At 61.2% G+C, this 18691-nt stretch carries 18 protein-coding genes; 7 read left to right on the top strand and 11 right to left on the bottom strand.

What is annotated here, in order from left to right; genetic code table 11:
• Positions 1 to 116: 116 nt before the first annotated feature.
• Entirely contained in the window at positions 117 to 2201 is a 2085-nt protein-coding gene (locus tag ASE69_RS04895; RefSeq protein ID WP_162236839.1) for a TonB-dependent receptor, read from the bottom strand.
• Between the two features lie 415 nt (positions 2202 to 2616).
• On the opposite strand from ASE69_RS04895, the gene ASE69_RS04890 reads away from it, so the two are divergent.
• Positions 2617 to 3276 (top strand): TetR/AcrR family transcriptional regulator, encoded by a 660-nt coding sequence (locus tag ASE69_RS04890; RefSeq protein ID WP_056483830.1) that lies wholly within the window; start codon positions 2617 to 2619, stop codon positions 3274 to 3276.
• Here ASE69_RS04890 and ASE69_RS04885 read toward each other — a convergent pair.
• Genes ASE69_RS04885 through ASE69_RS04870 form a run of 4 tightly spaced genes read right to left on the bottom strand, consistent with a single transcriptional unit; the run spans position 3263 to position 8883 of the window.
• Entirely contained in the window at positions 3263 to 4480 is a 1218-nt protein-coding gene (locus ASE69_RS04885; RefSeq protein ID WP_056483826.1) for a cytochrome P450, read from the bottom strand. The genes ASE69_RS04890 and ASE69_RS04885 overlap by 14 nt on opposite strands.
• The gene (locus tag ASE69_RS04880) at positions 4477 to 5661 is read right to left on the bottom strand and encodes an MFS transporter (RefSeq protein WP_056483823.1); all 1185 of its coding nucleotides are present in this window, start codon (positions 5659 to 5661) and stop codon (positions 4477 to 4479) included. Before ASE69_RS04880 ends, ASE69_RS04885 begins: the two co-directional genes overlap by 4 nt.
• Positions 5658 to 7589 (bottom strand): prolyl oligopeptidase family serine peptidase, encoded by a 1932-nt coding sequence (locus tag ASE69_RS04875; protein WP_156362148.1) that lies wholly within the window; start codon positions 7587 to 7589, stop codon positions 5658 to 5660. Before ASE69_RS04875 ends, ASE69_RS04880 begins: the two co-directional genes overlap by 4 nt.
• A gap of 4 nt (positions 7590 to 7593) precedes the next feature.
• The gene (locus tag ASE69_RS04870; protein ID WP_082452884.1) at positions 7594 to 8883 is read right to left on the bottom strand and encodes an aromatic ring-hydroxylating oxygenase subunit alpha; all 1290 of its coding nucleotides are present in this window, start codon (positions 8881 to 8883) and stop codon (positions 7594 to 7596) included.
• Positions 8884 to 9041: 158 nt separating this feature from the next.
• On the opposite strand from ASE69_RS04870, the gene ASE69_RS04865 reads away from it, so the two are divergent.
• The 6 genes from ASE69_RS04865 to ASE69_RS04845 all read left to right on the top strand — a co-directional run bounded on the left by ASE69_RS04865 (position 9042) and on the right by ASE69_RS04845 (position 13412).
• A complete protein-coding gene (locus ASE69_RS04865; protein ID WP_162236838.1) occupies positions 9042 to 9860 on the top strand; it encodes a phytanoyl-CoA dioxygenase family protein in 819 nt (272 codons plus the stop codon).
• 375 nt (positions 9861 to 10235) lie between these two features.
• Complete coding sequence (locus tag ASE69_RS23190; RefSeq protein ID WP_268795478.1) at positions 10236 to 10361, top strand: hypothetical protein; 126 nt, start codon at positions 10236 to 10238, stop codon at positions 10359 to 10361.
• A 1-nt stretch (position 10362) separates the two neighbouring features.
• A complete protein-coding gene (locus ASE69_RS04860; protein WP_056483812.1) occupies positions 10363 to 10680 on the top strand; it encodes a 2Fe-2S iron-sulfur cluster-binding protein in 318 nt (105 codons plus the stop codon).
• A 93-nt stretch (positions 10681 to 10773) separates the two neighbouring features.
• Positions 10774 to 11157 carry a VOC family protein gene (locus tag ASE69_RS04855; RefSeq protein ID WP_056483809.1) on the top strand — a complete coding sequence of 128 codons (384 nt, stop codon included), beginning with the start codon at positions 10774 to 10776 and terminating at the stop codon, positions 11155 to 11157.
• 5 nt (positions 11158 to 11162) lie between these two features.
• A complete protein-coding gene (fghA, locus tag ASE69_RS04850) occupies positions 11163 to 12008 on the top strand; it encodes an S-formylglutathione hydrolase (protein WP_056483973.1) in 846 nt (281 codons plus the stop codon).
• A 141-nt stretch (positions 12009 to 12149) separates the two neighbouring features.
• Positions 12150 to 13412 carry an NAD(P)/FAD-dependent oxidoreductase gene (locus tag ASE69_RS04845; protein ID WP_082452883.1) on the top strand — a complete coding sequence of 421 codons (1263 nt, stop codon included), beginning with the start codon at positions 12150 to 12152 and terminating at the stop codon, positions 13410 to 13412.
• A 209-nt stretch (positions 13413 to 13621) separates the two neighbouring features.
• Here ASE69_RS04845 and ASE69_RS04840 read toward each other — a convergent pair.
• From ASE69_RS04840 to ASE69_RS04815, 6 genes are all read right to left on the bottom strand, one after another.
• Positions 13622 to 14568, bottom strand: a protein-coding gene (locus ASE69_RS04840; RefSeq protein WP_156362147.1) for an IS630 family transposase whose coding sequence is annotated in 2 segments (ribosomal slippage) — positions 13622 to 14232 and positions 14232 to 14568 — 948 coding nt in all. Because the reading frame shifts where the segments join, the coding sequence is not laid out codon by codon here.
• A gap of 157 nt (positions 14569 to 14725) precedes the next feature.
• A complete protein-coding gene (locus ASE69_RS04835; protein WP_056483803.1) occupies positions 14726 to 15169 on the bottom strand; it encodes a hypothetical protein in 444 nt (147 codons plus the stop codon).
• Positions 15170 to 15294: 125 nt separating this feature from the next.
• Positions 15295 to 15480 carry a DUF5818 domain-containing protein gene (locus ASE69_RS22765; protein WP_414882951.1) on the bottom strand — a complete coding sequence of 62 codons (186 nt, stop codon included), beginning with the start codon at positions 15478 to 15480 and terminating at the stop codon, positions 15295 to 15297.
• Between the two features lie 109 nt (positions 15481 to 15589).
• Entirely contained in the window at positions 15590 to 15787 is a 198-nt protein-coding gene (locus ASE69_RS04825) for a hypothetical protein (protein WP_056483968.1), read from the bottom strand.
• A 411-nt stretch (positions 15788 to 16198) separates the two neighbouring features.
• Positions 16199 to 17344 (bottom strand): DUF3089 domain-containing protein, encoded by a 1146-nt coding sequence (locus tag ASE69_RS04820; protein ID WP_082452882.1) that lies wholly within the window; start codon positions 17342 to 17344, stop codon positions 16199 to 16201.
• A complete protein-coding gene (locus tag ASE69_RS04815; protein ID WP_056483794.1) occupies positions 17341 to 18642 on the bottom strand; it encodes a glycoside hydrolase family 1 protein in 1302 nt (433 codons plus the stop codon). Before ASE69_RS04815 ends, ASE69_RS04820 begins: the two co-directional genes overlap by 4 nt.
• Between the last annotated feature and the right edge of the window lie 49 nt (positions 18643 to 18691).

The raw sequence follows: 18691 nt of genomic DNA, 5'->3' as shown, positions 1-18691 counted from the left end.
CCACCAGCAATCGGTCCGGCGTCTGCCTGGCCGAAAAGGGCGGCGCCTCGTATTCGCCTTTTGCTATCACCTTCCCCCCCCACCGGGGAGGGTTGTCGCTGTGCCCGGCGATCGGCCTAGAAGCTTACCGCTAAGCTGCCCCCGAACGTGCGGGGCTGGATGAGGCTGAGGTTGTAGCCGCTCGCCAGATTGCCCGCCGCGCGCAGTTCAGCACTCGTATAGCCACGCTTGTCGGTGAGGTTGCGGACATAAAGGCTGTAGCGGATGCCGTGATAGTCGACGCCGCCGCGCAGATCGAAGGTCGTGAACGCGGGCGCGACGCCGCGCGGCGTTGCAGGCGCGGACGCGAAGGTGCCAAGCCGCCTACCGAGATACGACATGCTGCCGCCCAGCGAGGCAGTGAGGTCGTTGCCGAGTTCGAACTTCTGGTCGGCGCTGAGATTGGCGGCGAACTTCGCGGCATAGGGCAGGGTATCACCCGCATCGCCGACCTGCTGGCCAATCGTCCCCGATCCCGGCAGAGCCCGCGTCAACGTCGCATCGGTATAAGCTGCGTTGCCGGCCAGCGTCATGCCGCGCCACGGACGGATGCTGAGCTCGACCTCCGCACCCCGGCTACGCGCGCCGGAGCCGTTGGTGAAATATAGAAACTGTGACGTTAGGTCGGTCTGCGCGAGCTGAATGTCGTCCCAGTCAATCCAGAAGAGCGACGCCGCATAAGTCAGTACCCTGTCTGACGTAGTGCCTTTTAGTCCCAGTTCGTAATTGATCGTCTTGTCGGGACCATAACTGCGTGGGATATTCCCGACATTGCTGTTTGGCCCGCCGGGTCGATAGCCCGATGCGATTCTCGCATAAAGCATCGTGTCGTCAGAAATCTTGTAGCGCGGCGTCACCAGCCAAGTGAAGGAATTGTCCGACGATCGCGACAGCGGAATTGGATCGCCGGCGAGCGGCCCGCTGTCGACCTCGACATAGTCCTGCCTGTTATGGCTGTAGCGACCGCCGAGCTGGATATCGAATTTGTCGGTTACCTTGTAGGTCAGGTCCGCAAAGCCCGCCAGTTCCTCGAGGTTTGAGGGAAAATCAGCGGCCAGCAGCCGCGAAACCAGCGCACCGCTGGTCGGGTTCAACGCATCGAGCGTCTGCAGGCCTCTAGTTTTCTCCTTGGTGTAGAAGCCGCCGACCAGCCACTGGAAGGCCCCTGTCCCGTTGGAGGCGAGACGAATTTCCTGCGAGAACTTGTCGGTTTTGAACGTGTTCGCCAGTACCGCGCGGTTACCGGCTAGGTCGAAGGCGCGTAGCAGGCCGGCGAACCGCACTGACTGGTCGGGCGAGGCGCTGTACCGGTTCTCGCCATAGGCAGTGATCGAAGTCAGTTCGCCGAAGCCGAGATCGGCGGCGATCCGTCCGGTATAGAGCCGCGCCTTCGTCATATACGGGTCATCGCCCTGGCTTGCCGCCGTGGCGAGCGATCCCGCGATCGGGACATAGGCCGGCGATACTTCGATGTTCGGCGATCCTTGGCCGTCCAGATTCTGCACCAGCGCCGACAGCTGGATCGAAACGGCGTCGACCGGCTTGATGAGCAACGCTACCCGCCCGCCATAAGCGCGGGCGCGGTTCCAATCGAAGATGCGCGCGTTCGTGTTGTCGATATAGCCGGGGTCGCGGCGATAGAAGCCACTGACGCTCAGCCCGACATGATCGGCAAGTATTGGCGCGTTGATGCTCCCGCGCGTCGACCAGCCGTCCGCGCCGTGCTCGACGAAGCTGGCACCCGCCTCGACCCGGCCCGACCATTCGGTGGTGCTAGGTGCGGTCGTGACATATTTGAGCAGGCCGCCAAGGCTGCTAGCGCCGTAGAGCGTGCCTTGCGGTCCGCGCAGAACCTCGATGCGCTCGAGCGTCGAGGGATCAAGATCGGGCGACAGGCGCCCGCCATAACCAAGCGCGGATGACGAGCCGAATGGGACGTCGTCGACGGTCACGCCTACAGTCGGGTTGCCTGCGATCGACGTAGTCACCCCGCGCAACGCTAGCGTCGTCTGGCCGCTGCCTCCGGCATAGCTTAAGCCCGGAACAGTGGCGTAGAAATCGCGCACCTGCACCAAATTCTGCGCGACCAGCGCATCGGTGTTGACCGCGGTTACAGCGACGGGAACGTCGAGCAGACGTTCGGCACGCTTCTGCGCAGTCACGACGATATCGTCACTCGCGACAACAGCGTTCGTATTCGTGGGGTCCGGCGCGACGGTTTGTGCGCTTGCGGGAGCAAGCCAGGCACAACCCGTCAGCAGTCCCGTCAAAATCAGCTTTGATCCGCTTCGCATCCATAATCCCCTAAGTTCCGATGAAACGATGGCGGTCAGCTGTGACGTTCCCCGACATGATAGGTCGAGCCTGCGAACGTCGAAATCTGCCGTCTTTATTATCTGTCAAGAGGCTAGAACATACAGTGATGTACTGTCAAGCGACCGACTTGATCATGATATTTTGCAGAATGCTGGGTGCCGAAAACGCAAAGTATGCGTGACGCTCAGTCCATCCGGTCCTTCCGGACATCGACGAAGGTTGGCGTTTGCAATCGACGGAATATCATTATCCTGCACGGCGATGATCGATTGGGTGGACGATATGGTAGTGAGCCGACGGCTGACGCGCGAAGATTGGGTCGCGATGGCGTGCAAAGTGCTGGTAAAATCTGGCATCGACGATGTGAAGGTTGATCGCTTGGCGAAGCGAATGAAAGTGACACGCGGGAGTTTCTACTGGCATTTCAAGGATCGCCAGGCTCTGCTCGACGCGTTGTTAGAGGATTGGCGCGGGCGCAATGTGCGGGAGATCGAACAAATCTCCGCGCGCTGGGCGACCACGCCGTTCGATTTCGTTGAGGTTATCCGCATATGGCTCGGCGAGGACCCTATCGTCCCGCAACTCGATACCGCGATCCGAGCTTGGGCGCGCAAGAGTGTGGCCGTCGCTAGGTTGGTCCATGAAACCGACGACGCCTGGGTGGCGTTGCTCCAGACTCATTTCACCCGGATGGGCCTCGGCCCGGACGAATCACTCGTCCGTGCGCGCGTCGTTTATTTTCACCAGATTGGGTATTATGCACTAGCCATCGACGAGGACATGACGGAACGCGTCCGGCTGGCTCCGTTCTACAACGAGGTCCTGACGGGTCAGAAGCCCACACCGGAACTGGAAGCGATGTTGCGCATGCTGATTGAACGCGCCGGGGCTCGCAAGAAGCGGTCGGCTAGATCGACGTGACCTTCAACCCCAGACTATGCAGCCCCACCGTCGCGAACGCGCCCCCGGCCAGTGGCTGGCGTGGCCAGCGCGGTTCGGGTTCGAGTGTCGCGGTGGTATTGACGAGCGTCTCGAGCATCAGGCGCACCTCCAGCTTTGCGAGCCACGATCCGATGCACATGTGGATCCCGTAGCCGAACCCAGCATGCGAGGCATTTTTGCGCTTCGGATCGAAGCGATCGGGATCGGAGAACTTGGTGGGATCGCGATTGGCCGATGCGATGAGTAGTCGTACGCTTGACCCTGCGGGAATGGAGCAGCCCGCGATGATGACCTCGCAGGTCGTGTAGCGCGTCAGCCGATGGACCGGCGGGCGATAGCGGACCATCTCGTCGATGAATTTGGGGATCGTATCGGGCGCGCGCAGTGACTCGAAAATGTCCGGATTGACGCTGAGAAAATCCAGGCAATTGCCCGTCAGCAGCGTCGTAGTCTCATGGCCCGCCATGAATAACTGGCAGGCGAAACCTGCGGCTTCCTCGGCCGACAGCACACCTTCGTCGCGCAACCGCGCTAGGTTGGCGACGACGGTTTCGCCCTGTTCCACATCGACGTCGTCAAACACGGCATTGATGTAAGCGAGCATTGCCTTCAGCGCGCTGTCATTGGCTGTGGCGCTCGGGACGCCGCGGAACAGCATTCCCACATAGTCGATGATTGCGGTGGTCCAGTCGCGCATTGTTTCCGACTGCGATACCGGGATGCCCAGCACCGTCGCGATCACCGAAATCGTGAGCGGGCTCGCGAAGCTGCCGATCACCTCGCCGCCGCCCGCTGCCAGGATCGGTTGCCATCGTTCGGTGATCAGTCGGGCGATCACGGTCTCGGCGGCGGCGATCGCGCGCGGCGAAAAAGCCCGGCTGGCGGATTGGCGCAGACGCGTATGGTCGGGCGGATCGCTGTTGAGCAGGAACCCCGGGATGACAATATCGCGTCGCGGTACCGATGAGAAGTCACGGGCGTTGCGTAGCGTGTCGGTCACGTCGTCGAAGCGTGAGACAATATACAGCGGGGCTTCCCGTTGTCCCGCGCGAATCACCGGCGCGTGATCGCGTAGCCAGGCGTAATGCGCATAGGGGTCGCGCTGGATGTCGGTGTCGAACGGATCGAACGGCGTCAGTTCCGCCGGCCAGTGGAGATCGGTCGACCAGGGTGCTTCGGTCATAATGTGCGTACCTCGGTCAAATGAGAGCTCGCCCGCATGCGAACCCAAGCGGCAAGAAGTGTTCCAATCAGGGTCAGTACCAGGCAGCCGGCGCTCAGCATCGCCACGCCGCCATGTTCCAGGACAAAACCGCCGATCGCTGGGGCGGCGGTCAGCGCGCCACCGGTCGCGACCGGCGTCATCACCGCGATCCGCCCGCCGCGATCGGTGTCGGCAAGACACCCGAACAGGAACGGAAATTGATAGGTCCACGCGAAAAACAGCCCGCAGATCGCCGCCATGTACGGATAGAATCCGCCGGTAAGCAGCAGTCCCAAGCTGCCGACGATCACCGCAACGCCGAACACCAGCCCGGTCGCGGCGTGCAGGCGGTCGGCCAGTGCTCCGGCAACGAACGATCCCGCCAGCCCGGCGATCGACGAGGCCGACAACGCGACAGACAATTGCGTAACGCTGAGATGTTGCCGCACGCCCAGCGGCTCCATGAACGCCCAGATCATCGCGATCCCGACAAAGAACAGGAAGATCGACACCAGTGCACCCACGCCCGTTGCCGACAACTGCTTCGGCGCTGGCCCTAGCCGATCGACCGTCGCGACCGCCGGCGTACGCGCGCGTGTTGCAATCGGCGTCAGCAGCATCGCGGGCACTGCAACGACTGAAACGAGGATGTAGAAGACATGCCAGCCAAACGTTGCCATTAGCGTTGGGAGGGTCGCCAGTCCGACCGCGGCGACAATCGACTGCCCACCCGTATAGAAGGCAATCGATCGGCCGGGCAATCGCGCCTGCCCCATCAATGCATAGCAGCAGGCGCCGACCACGCCCTCGCCCCAGCCCGAAACGAGTCGGCTGGCGATAAGCGGGGGCAGGCCGCTGGTCAGCATCGTCAGTGCGTTCCCCAGCACCATGATGCCCAAGCCTGCCATGATCAGCGTCGCCCAACCGAACCGTCGCGTCAGCAGCACGCAGCTGAGCGATCCAACGAGAATGCCGCCCATGTTCATCGCAATGACATAGCCCGCTTGCGCGGTGCCGATCCCGAACTGCCTGGTGAGCACACCTACCATCAGCGGCAGCACCGCCGGCAGTGTGGCGGCCGACAACGCGATCGCGATCGTCGCCCATTCAGCCACGTTCAGCCCGAGAAAGTCGCGCCTGACCCGCGTACCAATGTTCATGGCGCCATATGCTTGCAGAACCAGTCGAGCGTGCGCGTGGCACTGTCGATGAACCCGCGCGGGCTTCTTACGCTATGACCCTCCTGGGGATAGGTGACCAGCACGCTAGTCGATCCCTGTTCCAACAGGGCGCGGTGCAACTCAATCGCCTGGCCAATCGGTGTGCACCGGTCCAGCGCGCCGGCAAGAATTAGCGTTGCCGCCTGCGTCTTCGCCTTAGACATCGCCGGGCTCCGAGCAAGGTATTCTTGTCCCAACACTCCCGGACTACCGCCGATGAAAATTTCTTCGAGAACCGGCATGTTGGATGTGAAATGTTGACTAAACCAGTTCGCGACCGGCGAAATGCTCACTGCTGCTGCGATCTGGGGTCTCAGCTTGGGCAGCCACGCAGACATATAGCCACCATAGCTGGAGCCGGTCAGCCCGATCCGTGCCGGGTCTGCAACCCCCTGAGCAACCAGATGATCGATTCCCGACAGGATGTCACCAGTGTCGGCGCCGCCCATGTCACCGTGAACTCGCCGCGCAAAATCTTGTCCTCGCCCGAAACTGCCACGCGGGTTGGGATACAGCACGGCGAAGCCTGCTGCGACCAGCGCGGGCGTCGCCCGTTGTCGCCCTTCCCAACGTGCGCGATAGGCCCAGACCGGGCCGCCGTGGATATCGACCACCGTTGGCATGGGGCCGTTCGCGTCGGCGGGACGGACCAGCAGTCCTTCGACTTCGAGTCCATCGGGCGCAACCCAACGGATTGGTGTGGTGATGACATCGTTGCGGTCATCCCCGTCAGCGAAACGTATGATCGTCTCGAACGCGCCATCACCGATCAGGGCTAGGCGCGGCGCACCCGTTTGGCTTTCCATGATCGCGACCGCGCCATCTGCGCCCACCGGGCGGGACACAGGGACATAGGCTCCGCAACTCCACTGGTCCGAGAACCAGCGTTCGCGGAAGCCATTCGAAGACAGATCGTGGTCGCCAATCACTGTAACGAGGCCGCGCTGCCCCGCAAGATGAAGCGCGGGTCCGCGCCACGTGACGGCGGTAATCTCGATGTCGTCCGTTGCTAGGATTTTCAGCTGACTGCCATCGGCATTGATCGATTTCAAAGGACCACAGACGAGCCCGCGATCGCTCGCTACACCCTCGATGAATGCGATCTTGCTGCCATCGGGCGATCCCCGGACCTGACCGATCTGGTCCTGAGGTACATACAGAGTACGGACACCAAGCGAAGGCAGATCGATTTTTGCCAGCACCGCGCGATACCAGGCCGCCTCACCGCTGCGCTCGCTGAGAAGCACGGCGATCGCGGCGTCGCCGGTCCATGACGCCTCCCAGATCATGCCCTTGACACTAAGCGACGGGTCGAACCCAGCTTCACCCAGGCGGTAAACTGACAGTCGTCGCCAATCCTCGGGATCGGGAGTGCCATCATCAATGGCCGGGCGCCAGGGCTCGATCGCCCGACCAGCATCAGTGCCGGTCGATCCGGCCAGTGTGGTCGTGTCGGTTCCGGCACCGGCCACCAAGACCAATAGCGCCGTACCGTCCGGGGACCAGTCGACCTGTTCGATCCTGCCGTCACTTTGTATATCGTGGTCGACCGCGCCATCTTCGGTCATGACGACCAGGCGATCACGACCGGTCTCTCGATCAGCGACCGCGAAGGCGATCCGCGCACCGTCCGGTGCCAGTTCGAGGAGCTTGGCTGGCCCCTGATGCAGGGCCACCAGTTCACCGGTCTGGGTCACCCGATAAACAATCGAGTGCAAACCAGCGAAAACCGTGCCTCCGCAAACGGTTCCGATGAAGAACAGCGTTTCGCCATCGGCGCTGCAGGCATCCGAGGCGTTGAACGGGGCGCCGCTACCCGCGCGCATCAGCCGCGTGTATATGACCTCCACTTTCGCCGCAGCGCTCAAGGGGTTAATTCCTTCCACAGGCGTTTAGCTGCGCCAGTGCGCGCATCTCAGCCCGATAGGTTTGAACGAAAGCCGCAGTTTCGTCTTCCAGCGGGGTATAGGGTCCGGGCCGGTAGGCACTGGAGCGGATACCCGCGGCATTGTCCTCGATGATCCTCTTGTCCTGGATCGTCGTCACGTCCCACATCCACTGGACAGCGTCGACGTCCAGCCCCGGATCGGCTTCTGCGTCGACCAACCACGTCAGAACCATGTCGGTCTGTTGCGCGCCACGCGGCTGAATTTGCACAAGCGTAACATAATCATTCGCAGCGCTTGCGAACGACAGCCGCCCGAAGCGGAATTGTGTTTCCCCGCCGTCATAATCGGCGAACGCGCCCATCAACTTGGATACCGGTGCGCCGTCCTGCGATAGCGTCGAGCGCCCGCGCCCGATTGGATGACGCGTCACGCTACAGGCCATCCGGTCGAGATCTCCGATATCACGGAACTTCATGTCGAACCCGGAAGCCTCGGCGATCGCGCCTTGCCAACCCGATACTTCATCGGCCCAGGATTCCGCCTTCGCCGCATCGCGCATGCCTGTCACCTGTACATGCCCGTTCGCTCGGGTATATTCGGGGTGGGCGCCGCGGCAATGATAGCATTCGAATGCGTTCTCCAGCACCAGTTTCCAGTTGGCGTTAGTCGGATAGCTTTTCCGCGCAGCGATCCGCGCCCTCTTAATGCCGTGCTGGCTCAATGCCGGTGCCAAGGCATCGAGGGCCGACACGGGATCGGGCAAGCTGTCACCGGGAAGTGCACAGAAGATCAGCCCCTCGACCAGATGAACGGGAACAGGATGCAGGCCCAGCCCCGCGGGGTCGACGTCAACCGGCACGTCGGCGCGGCTCTGAAGCTCGCCGGTGAGCTTGAACGACCAGGCGTGATAGGGGCAGACGAGCAGGGGGGCACGACCGTCCACCTTGCAAAGCTGTGATCCGCGATGCGTACAGACATTAAAATAGGCGCGGACGTCGTCGTCCCCCGCGCGCACAATGACGATAGACTCGCCAAACAGGTCGCGGACGATATGGCTGCCTTTGACTGGAAGTTCGGCGACATGCGCCATCAGCATCCATTGCCGCGTCATCCAGGCGTTGCGCTCGAACTCGAAGATATCTGCATCAAGATAAAACGGTTGTTCGAGCGTCCAGCCGGTGCGCTGGCGCTCCAGGAGTTCTAGAAATGCCGTATCATTAATCATTTCGCGTCCTTGCTGTCCGAAATCTATCCTGCAGAACGTATCAAACATACATAGATGTATGGTTCATGCTTGGTCCTGTCAATCAATCGTCTCTCGCCAGATTCCCCGTTCACCGCCGCCCTTTCCATGCAGTAGTGTATTGACAATCGCGTAGCTTTTCGTCCTGATGTAACAATCAGGTAGAAACAGAAATCGAGAGCTTGATGATGCGTGATATGGTCTCGGCTAGCGATGCGGATGCGGTTACGGCTTTCGAACGAGACGGCGCGGCCGTCGTCCGGGGAGCCATCGAACCGGGCTGGATTGCGGCGATGCGGGACGCAATCGCAGACGCCATGAACGATACGGGTGCCGCGTTCACGACACGGAACGGGTTTTACAACGGTTTTTTACATTGGCGGCGAAACCCGGTGTTTCGCGATTTCCTGTTGGATTCAGCTCTGCCCGACATCGCGCAGCGCTTCCTGCGGGCGCGGCATGTCAATTTCTTCTACGACCAGTTGATTGTCAAACAGCCGGGTCTGCCAAGCGCGACGCCTTGGCATCTCGACTCGACCTATTTCCCGACGCGGGAAGGCAAGGTATTGTCGATATGGATTCCGTTCGACCACGCCTCGCCGACTTCGGGGGCGGTAACGTATTTCAAGGGTTCGCATCGCTGGGTTCACGAACGAGGCCGCGTTTCGGTCGAAGCGTTTGTTCGCGATTTGCCAGAACCGGGAAGCGAGATCGAGGGGCACGAATTTCTCGCCTGGACGCTCGAACCGGGCGATGTGCTGATCCACGATGTTGATACCTTGCACGGCGCGCCGGCCACCGGTCCAACTGCACAACGCCGAGCGCTTGCAACGCGCTGGACCGATCAGGACGTCCGCTACGATCCGCGCGCCGATGATTTCTTTCATATGGGTCGGAACAGCGGGCTTCCCATTCCAGAAATAGCGCTCGAAACCGGCGCTGCGCTTACCAGCGAACTGTTTCCAATCGCCTGGCCTAAACGCAAGCCTGACACGATCAAAGCCTAGATGTTTGAGCCCACGGTTTTGATGACGCGATACTTCGTTTGAATGGAAGGATGCCGTATGGGACAGACACGTCACGGGAGCGACAGACTGCGCACGCTGACAGAGCATCAATACGAAGATCGCAAACTTCGCGCAGCTGATCTCATTTATCTACGAAACCGAGACACTTCATCCAGAAGAGCTGCTCAGATCAGGAAGGGTCGGTGCCAGGCGTGGCCTCGAATCGGAATGACGACATGCAACAGGCGACTTGGTCAAATTAGAGGTCGAGTGGGCCAGGATCTTGCGACCGCGTATTGGCCGATCATCTCATCAAAGCGCCAAGAATATTGCGATCGGATTGGTGTGCTGTTTCCCTATGGCCAAGGAGTCCGAATGAATACCGGTGCTGCCGTTGCGGTCAAAGCCAGACAGCCGCTTGATCTGACACTCGACGAGATCAACAGGGGCTTCGACCTGATGCTCGCGAGCGAGAGCATGCGCAGCGTGGTGGCGTACTGAGATGGCAACGCTGATCGTAACAATGCGCGATGGCGACGTCCGCAAACTGGACGCCAAATCTGGCCTTTCGGTGATGGAAAACATCCGGGATGCCGGCATCGACGAACTGCTCGCATTGTGCGGAGGGTGTCTTTCCTGTGCGACTTGCCACGTACATGTCGACGAGGCTGATTTCGATCAGCTACCTCCCATAAGCGAAGACGAGAATGACCTTCTAGGCAGCTCGGACAACCGGACTGCCGCCTCCCGACTGTCCTGTCAGATCCCGTTCTCTGATGCGCTGACAGGTCTCCGCGTGACGATCACGCCTGAAGACTAGATCCACAAATGTCTCGGATCCCTCGGATCCCCCGACAAACCCAGGGTCACTAGGGTTCGCCATCGCCGCGACGCGGAAAATACAGGAGATGATATGTCGATATTCTCGCACGCGGTGCTCGGCACGAATAATCTCGAAAAAGCGCAACGCTTCTATGATGCAGCGCTGGCCCCGCTCGGTAGCAAGCGGCAGGGCCGCTTCGGCGAGAATGGTATGATGTACGGTGCCGAGGGCCCCGAGTTCATCATTACCAAGCCAGGTAACGGCGAGCCGGCGACCTTCGCCAACGGCGGTACGCTGGGCTTTCTTGCTCCGGACCGTGCGGCGGTGCGCGCTTTCCACGAGGCGGCGCTGGCGAACGGCGGGACGGATGAGGGGGCACCGGGTCCCCGCGCGTTCACCGATACGGCCTATGCCGCCTATGTCCGCGACCCCGACGGCAACAAGATCACTGCCTACAGCTTTACGGCGGAATGAAGCGCATGAGCTTCGAGACGATATCAATCAATACTGCGCAAGGTGGTGTTCAACACGTCTGTCGCCACCGAAGCAACAGCACGGGTACTGAGATGACCTTCTCGGTCTTCGTCCCTGCTCACGCGAAGGGCACCGCGCTGCCGGTCATATGGTATCTCTCGGGGCTCACCTGCACACACGCCAACGTCACGGATAAAGGCGAATATCGAAAGACATGTGCCGAATTGGGTCTGATCTTCGTTGCCCCAGACACGAGCCCACGTGGAGAAGGCGTTCCTGACGATCCGGCCGGTGCCTACGACTTCGGGCTCGGTGCAGGTTTTTATGTTGATGCAACCGAGGCACCCTATTCCGAACACTACCGGATGTGGCGTTATGTGACCGAAGAGTTGCCCGCCCTCATTGCTGAGCGCTTTCCTGTAGATCGCGACCGGCAGTCCATCATGGGACATTCCATGGGCGGACATGGCGCGCTGACCATCGGTCTCAGTCATCCGGAGCGCTACAGGGCGATCAGTGCGTTCAGTCCCATCGTTGCGCCCAGCAAGGTCCCTTGGGGGCAAAAGGCGCTCGAAGGTTATCTAGGTGGAAACCGAAAAACCTGGCGTCGTCACGACGCTGTCGCGTTGATAGATGATGGCGCGCGCGTCACCGATCTGCTGGTCGATCAGGGCACGGCTGACCAATTCCTTGATGCGCAACTCCAGCCTGAGCGACTCCTTGAAAGCTGCGAACGCGCCGGTATCGCGCTGACGCTGCGCATGCAGGAGGGATACGACCACAGCTATTTCTTTATTTCCACGTTTCTAGAAGACCATTTGCGCTGGCACGCCGCAAGACTTGGCAAGTAAGGCACCCGACGGCGTTTATGGCCTGACAGGGATCTACGCGGAGGCGGTGCGTCGCCTCGTCGCCGGGCCGAGGCTCGAACCGTAGCCGGGCGCGACGGAGTTCGGGATCGACACGGACGCTTATACAAAAGGAGACGCAGGATGATCGATCGATACGACGCTCTGATCGTAGGCGGTGGCCATGGCGGCGCGCAGGTTGCGGCGGCACTGCGTCAGCGGAAGTTTACCGGCACCATCGCTATCGTCGGTGACGAACCCGATCCCCCCTATGAGCGCCCGCCGCTCAGCAAAGAGTATCTTGCACGCGAGAAGGATTTCGAGCGTATCCTCATCCGGCCGAGGTCTTTCTGGATGGAGCGCGACGTCACTCTGCGGCTCGGGCAGCGGGTGACCTCAGTCGCACCCGAGATCCACATTGTCACCCTGCAGGATGGCAGCACGCTGGGATACGGCACGCTGATCTGGGCCGCCGGGGGCAGTCCTCGTCGTCTGACCTGCTCGGGTCATCATCTTAGCGGTGTCCACAGTGTCCGTAACCGTGCCGACGTCGACCGGATGATCTCTGAACTGCCGGGCGTGACGCGTGTCGTCGTGATCGGCGGGGGATATATCGGACTTGAAGCCGCAGCGGTCCTGACGAAGTTGGGCAAGCCGGTAACGGTACTGGAAGCGCAGGACCGGGTGCTTGCCCGGGTGGCGGGTGAGCAACTGTCCCGGTTCTACGAGGCAGAACATCGTGCGCACGGCGTCGACATACGGCTTAATGCTCTCGTGGATTGCGTCGTCGAGCAAGACGGTGCAGCCGTCGGCGTCCGGCTTGGCAGTGGCGAAATACTGTCGTGCGAAATGATCATCGTCGGTATCGGCATCGTGCCGTCGGTCGGGCCGTTGCTGAACGCTGGCGCCGTAGGCGGCAACGGTGTGCAGGTCGACGAATTTTGCAGAACCAGTCTCGCCGGCGTCTACGCGATCGGAGACTGCGCCGCGCACGCGAACAGCTTCGCCGATGGCGCGACCATCCGGTTGGAGTCCGTGCAGAACGCTAACGACCAGGCCAGCATCGTGGCCAAGGCGTTGACCGGCGTACCGGAAGCCTATGCCACCGTGCCGTGGTTCTGGTCGAACCAGTATGATCTCAAGCTGCAGACCGTCGGACTGTCAACCAATTACGATCAGGTCGTTGTGCGCGGTGAGCCGGCATCACGCGCCTTCTCGGTCATTTATCTGCGGCAGGGGCGGGTGATCGCGTTGGACTGCGTGAACATGGTCAAAGACTATGTTCAGGGACGGGGACTTGTTATCGAAGGAGTCGCGGTTACGCCGGAGCAGTTACAGGATCGAACCGTATCATTGAAGGAGATTGGGTTATCCTCGGCATCCAACGTCAAATCCGTCTTGACCTAACCTTTTCAGCCGCAGCCGCTATGAGTAGTTATTTCCTAACGAAATCCGTTCCCAGAAGCAGCTAATGCTAACGTAGTTATGGGCACACTAACGTTGCTCCGCAGGGTATACCCTGAGTGAGCATGTGGTTTGAACACAAATCCCGTTCAAACAGGGGCGGTAACAGCGAAATTGAACACCGTATTCAGGAGGTCTAGAGCGGTTTCTGATCAGTCTGCATCGTAACCAGCGGCTGAGAAATAGTTCGAGCATTCCTGGGGCGAGTAGAGGTCGACGATACGGCCGATGGCATCCCACAGGCCGTGGATGGTCCGCTCGGCCGCTTTTCGCAGATGCGCCTTCAGCTTGGAGAAGGCCATCTCGATAGGGTTAAAGTCCGGGCTGTAGGGCGGAAGGAACAGGAGCCTGGCACCTGCGGCTTCGATAGCGACACGCACGGCCGGCGCCTTATGGCTCGACAGGTTGTCCATGATGACGACGTTACCGGGCGAGAGTTCGGGCACCAGCACGCGGGTCACGTAGGTGGTGAAGGCATCACCGTTCATCGGTCCGTCGAGCACCCAGGGTGCGATCATGCCGGTGCGGCTCAGACCTGCGACGAAGGTGGTGGTTTTCCAGTGCCCGTGCGGCACGCCGGCCCGCAGTCGTTCGCCGCGTGGCGCTCTGCCGTAGCGACGCGCCATGTTCGTTGATGCCCACGTCTCATCGATGAAGATGAGCTGCTCGGGATCGAGATCGAGCTGACCGTCGAACCATTCCTCGCGCCGCTTCAGGATGTCGGGACGATCCTGCTCGGTCGCGTGCGCTGTCTTTTTTTGCGCGTTATTCCGCGTCGCGCGAAGAACCGCCATATCGTACCGAGCGCGACCTCGGTGCCGTGATCAGCGAGGAGCGCCTGCAATTCGGCCAGCGTTATATCGGGGGTCGCCTTGTAAGCGTCTAGGATCAACCCGGCATGCGCCTCGATCCTCATCGAACGTCGATCGCCACCCTGTTGCTGTGGCGCTGGCGTCCCGTGCTGGGTTGCAAGCTGCTGCCACCGGATGGCGCTCGCGGCGCTGACACCGAACCGTACCGCAGCCTGCCGACGCGACAGACCACCCGCGATAGCCGCCACAACTCTATTCCGAAGATCTACCGACAATGCTCGCGCCATCCATGCCAGCCTCCTGCACCGGCATGAATCCTGAATCAGAAAACCGCGGCGACGGGAATCCCATTATGATTCAGCCCGGTGAGAAACCGCTCTAGATCCTGCTTGCACACATAGGCGTCTGGCTTACCGGCGTGAATTGCGAGGCCGGCCTATGCCTTCAGAGGGCGATAGTGGGATTTGTAGTCGATGGCATAAGCGTCGGCACGCATTGCATGTTTGACACTCGGTTCGCGGCTGCCATCAAATCAACATCACCTAGATCGCGGCAATCGATCCACCATTTGGCGTCAGTGACCCGAAGGCATGCGTTACAGTCGGCGTCGCTGTTTGAGTTGGTTAGCGCTGCGAGCCTCTTGTTCCTGACCGTCGACGCCCAGCTGATTTGCCGATCAGTCCCAGTCAGCGGCGGAAGAACAAGGTGTGAGACAGCGGCGCTGCTTAACGCTGCCGCAGCGACCTCCTCAGACCGCTTCTCCGCAACGAAGCAGTCACGACAGGTAGTCGTCTTCAGCCACTTGGCCTTACGTTCCTGCTGGCTTTCAAAGCCGGTGAGATAATGAGCCTGCTCATGACCGCAGGCATGAATGATCCGCTGTTCCATGACATGGAGGATGCCCGCTCGTGGTTTGTGCGCAACTGCAATGAGTCAGGTTGAATCATAATCGCGGCCAGTGGCTGACGACTGAACGGGACAAATATCAAGCCAACTAAGCTGGCGCGACGGCGTCAGCGTTCACTAGATCCGGGCCAACCAATGTGCCGATGAGCCGGACGCGCTTCTCTACCAGATCTACGGGGGGTTCGATGCAATTCCAGCTCGTAGCGGCCACCGACATCGCGGCGAAGATAGAAGGCTCCGCCATCGCGGACCAAGGTGCCTATTTCATTAATCCGGGTACCAATCGCTACCATCGCTATGTCGTCGCTCGGTTAATGATCATGCAAAATTGCGGGAGATCCTTGAGGCAGCCGATGCTCCTTGGAAGTCCCATGATCCTGCTAATTCGTTCCCGACCGGTCTCTAAAGACTGATATTCCGCCGCGCCATTTCAACGAATGCCATATCCCCGATTGTTGAGCGGGGCTCGGCTTTAAAGATGTCGGCCAAATCGAGCAGATCCTCGTTGGAAAGGTCCGCGATCGAGGCTTCGATCTCGGCAAGCCGCTGCACCGCGTGATCGCCGCGATCGGCGACCCGCTTCATTCTTGTCTTGAGCATGTCGCCTTTTATCATAAACGCCGCGGGGGCGGCAGAGGCAATTACGCCCGCTGGCTGAGGTCGTTCGGCAAAAATGCACCCTATCTGCAGGCGAAAGAAGCTTCTCCAATGGAGAACCGCACCGCGTTCGGAGAGATGTCGAAGCGGCAGGAACGGACAGCTGTAACGGTATACGGCGTAATCGAGGTTCCTGCGGACTGTCCGCATCTATGGCAAAACTGGTGGAAAGCGGCTTGGCCGCTTACGGGTGGCTATCGCGAAAGCAGCCGTTCGTTCATAATTTCGTTGAGATGGGTGCGGCACCAATCATCTTCGAGGCCGGGTGGGCTCGTCCAGTAGTGTGCAAAGGCGGCTGCCGCGAAAACGCTGGGGTATTGGAGTCCCAAAACCGTGATGCCAGAGCAATCGCTATCATTTGGTAGCGTCGGCCTGCCACGCAGTCACCCGGTCGCCAGCATTGCGGCGCAGCGCGTCGTAGAAGATCCCATAGTCGTTGAGGTGATAGCTTCCGAATGCCAGGCTCAGCTTGTCAAAGAATCCGGACGGCGCGGACCATGGCACGTGCACGGCGAGTAGGCCGTCGCGACACACTGCGCCGGTGAGATGGGGTACGAGCGCAGATAACGGCTGGGCGACCCGCCCGAACGGCGCAACGGGAAAGGGGAGGCTGCCGGCGTTTGCGGTCGCCGGTGCCGCGCCCACGCGCCGCCAGGTCAGCGGATTGACGCAAAGCGCGTGCGACCGGCCGTCGGTAACATGGCGACCTCGCCACCAATAGGCGCGGTTGTCGGTGATCATCCGCGCGCCACTGCGGCCTGTCTCACTGGTGTTGTAGGACAACACGCACCCGGTCTGCCGCGCAGTGCTGCAGATCGGCAGGCCGAGTTCGCCGAACGTATCGGGCACATAGCCTCCGATGAGATACGCTGCGACGAGGCGCCGTTTGAGTGGCGTTCTGAGGATTTCTTCCTGAAGCAGCCGGATCGCGTGCGCTGTCCCCTGGCTATGCGACGCGATAATGAACGGGCGGCCGTGGTTCTGGTGCGCGATAAAATATTTGAACGCACGGGCTATATCGCCATAGGCGACGTCTATCGCCGCGTTCACCTTGAGGGCTGCCAGTGTGGCCTGGCGATACCGCGGTACATAGAGCCGACAACAGCCGTTGAAGACGCTGACTTGATCGAGGAGCACGGGCGCGTTGAGCGGGGCGGCGGTGTCTGAGGCGTCGAACGGCGCGATCCACACCGGGCTGCCCTTGAAGGTCGTAGGGTGAACGAAGAACACGTCTGCAGGCGCGGTGCTTTCGTCGACGGGCGTCACCCCCGGCGGAGTGGATCGTTCGAGCCCGTTGTGGCCGGGCAGGGCCAGCCAGGCGTTTGCTTTTGCGTAGTCGGGAGCGGGCGGCAGAGTTCGCGCGTCGTAGGGCTTGGCCGGGCCGCGCAGGCTGGCGAGCGTAGCCCACCCGCCGATTGCGGTGAACGCTCCCACCAAGACGACGACGATCAGGCCGAAGGAGCCCAGGCTTCGTCTTACCCACCGTCGCGGCGCGGTCACAGCCGGTTCGCCGTGGCATGCGCGGCCAGCATCCGCGCACTCGGCTTCACCGTCCGCTTGAACGTCTTGCGATCGACCGCGACCAGCCCGAACTTCTTGGCATAGCCCGAGGTCCATTCGAAATTGTCGAGCAGCGACCAGTAGAGATAACCCTTCACGTCGATCCCTTCGGCAATGCACTTGGCGACCTCGGCCACCGTGGCGTCGATGAACTGCGCGCGGAGGCGGTCGTCGGTGGCGGCGATGCCGGTCTCGGTCAGGTAGATTGGCTTGTCGATGTGCGCGTGCGCGTAGCGCAGCGTCGCGCCGATCGCGTGCGGGTAATTCTCATAGCCCATGTCGGTCAGTGGCACGCCGGGCTCTGACTTCATCAGGCCGTGCGCGTCGATGCGCAGCCGCGAATAGGTTTGCACGCCAACGAAGTCGGACGCCCGCGCGGCCTCGATCCAGCCGCCGTACATCGTCTGCTCGGCCTGGGCCGCGCGGTTGCCCGGGCCGACGCCCTGGATCTCCTGCATCGACAGCGTCACGCCGACGGAGAAATCACCCGGTCCCGCCTTGATCGCCTTATAGGCCTTGGCATGCGCGTCGAGCATGACGGCGCTGATCTTGTCCGGATCGCCGAACAGCATCGAAGAGAAGACGGGCGAGTCGGTGCGTCGTGCCGCCGCCGCGATCATCGCGCGCGCATTCGCCGCCGCCGCGTCGCTGGCGAAGCGCGGCAGGACTTTGCGCAACAGCACGATGTTCGCCTCGTTGAAGGTCGACGCCATGCCGATCAGCGGCCCGAGCTTCTGCGTCGCACGCGCGCAGAAGCGGGCAAACAGGTCGGCGCCGTCCGCCACCTCGAACCCGCCGCGCATCGCGAACCACAAGGGCACGGTGAAGTGGTTGTAGGTGACGATCGGCAGCAGCCCGCGCGCATGGCACGCCTGCAGCACGCGGAAATAATGGTCGAGAGCGGCTTCGGAGAACAGGCCTTCGGCAGGCTCGATCCGCGCCCATTCGATCCCGAACCGGTAGCAGTTGAGGCTGAGACTCATCGCGATGTCGAGATCCTCCTCGTAGCGCTCGTAACTGTCGCATGCGTCGCCCGATGGGTCCTTGAACGCGGTCGGCGTGATCGTCTCGAGCAGCCAGCTGTCCGACGCGGTGTTGTTGCCCTCGCTCTGGTGCGCGGAGATCGCGGTACCCCAGAGGAAACCGCGTGGGCGAGCGCGGGGTGCCGCGTTTGCGGTGCTGCCGACCGTCAGGAGCCCGGCCGCGCCGGCAACGAGGTCTCGTCTGCTGGGATTCATGGACGGCTGGCCTTTGCGGAGGGTTTCATCACCCCGGGGTCGAACCTGG

Origin of the sequence: Sphingomonas sp. Leaf208 (genome assembly GCF_001421415.1) — a bacterium.
Lineage (GTDB): Bacteria > Pseudomonadota > Alphaproteobacteria > Sphingomonadales > Sphingomonadaceae > Sphingomonas.
The sequence above is the reverse complement of the archived record's forward strand: the minus strand, read 5'-3'. Positions and strand labels throughout refer to the sequence as shown.

Coding starts and splice junctions, on each gene's coding strand:
- ASE69_RS04890 (WP_056483830.1), top strand. CDS start 2,617: ATGATCGATTGGGTGGACGATATGGTAGTGAGCCGACGGCTGACGCGC.
- ASE69_RS04885 (WP_056483826.1), bottom strand. CDS start 4,480: ATGACCGAAGCACCCTGGTCGACCGATCTCCACTGGCCGGCGGAACTG.
- ASE69_RS04880 (WP_056483823.1), bottom strand. CDS start 5,661: ATGAACATTGGTACGCGGGTCAGGCGCGACTTTCTCGGGCTGAACGTG.
- ASE69_RS04870 (WP_082452884.1), bottom strand. CDS start 8,883: ATGTTTGATACGTTCTGCAGGATAGATTTCGGACAGCAAGGACGCGAA.
- ASE69_RS04865 (WP_162236838.1), top strand. CDS start 9,042: ATGCGTGATATGGTCTCGGCTAGCGATGCGGATGCGGTTACGGCTTTC.
- ASE69_RS23190 (WP_268795478.1), top strand. CDS start 10,236: ATGAATACCGGTGCTGCCGTTGCGGTCAAAGCCAGACAGCCGCTTGAT.
- ASE69_RS04860 (WP_056483812.1), top strand. CDS start 10,363: ATGGCAACGCTGATCGTAACAATGCGCGATGGCGACGTCCGCAAACTG.
- ASE69_RS04855 (WP_056483809.1), top strand. CDS start 10,774: ATGTCGATATTCTCGCACGCGGTGCTCGGCACGAATAATCTCGAAAAA.
- fghA (WP_056483973.1), top strand. CDS start 11,163: ATGAGCTTCGAGACGATATCAATCAATACTGCGCAAGGTGGTGTTCAA.
- ASE69_RS04845 (WP_082452883.1), top strand. CDS start 12,150: ATGATCGATCGATACGACGCTCTGATCGTAGGCGGTGGCCATGGCGGC.
- ASE69_RS04835 (WP_056483803.1), bottom strand. CDS start 15,169: ATGGAACAGCGGATCATTCATGCCTGCGGTCATGAGCAGGCTCATTAT.
- ASE69_RS22765 (WP_414882951.1), bottom strand. CDS start 15,480: ATGGTAGCGATTGGTACCCGGATTAATGAAATAGGCACCTTGGTCCGC.
- ASE69_RS04825 (WP_056483968.1), bottom strand. CDS start 15,787: ATGCTCAAGACAAGAATGAAGCGGGTCGCCGATCGCGGCGATCACGCG.
- ASE69_RS04815 (WP_056483794.1), bottom strand. CDS start 18,642: ATGAATCCCAGCAGACGAGACCTCGTTGCCGGCGCGGCCGGGCTCCTG.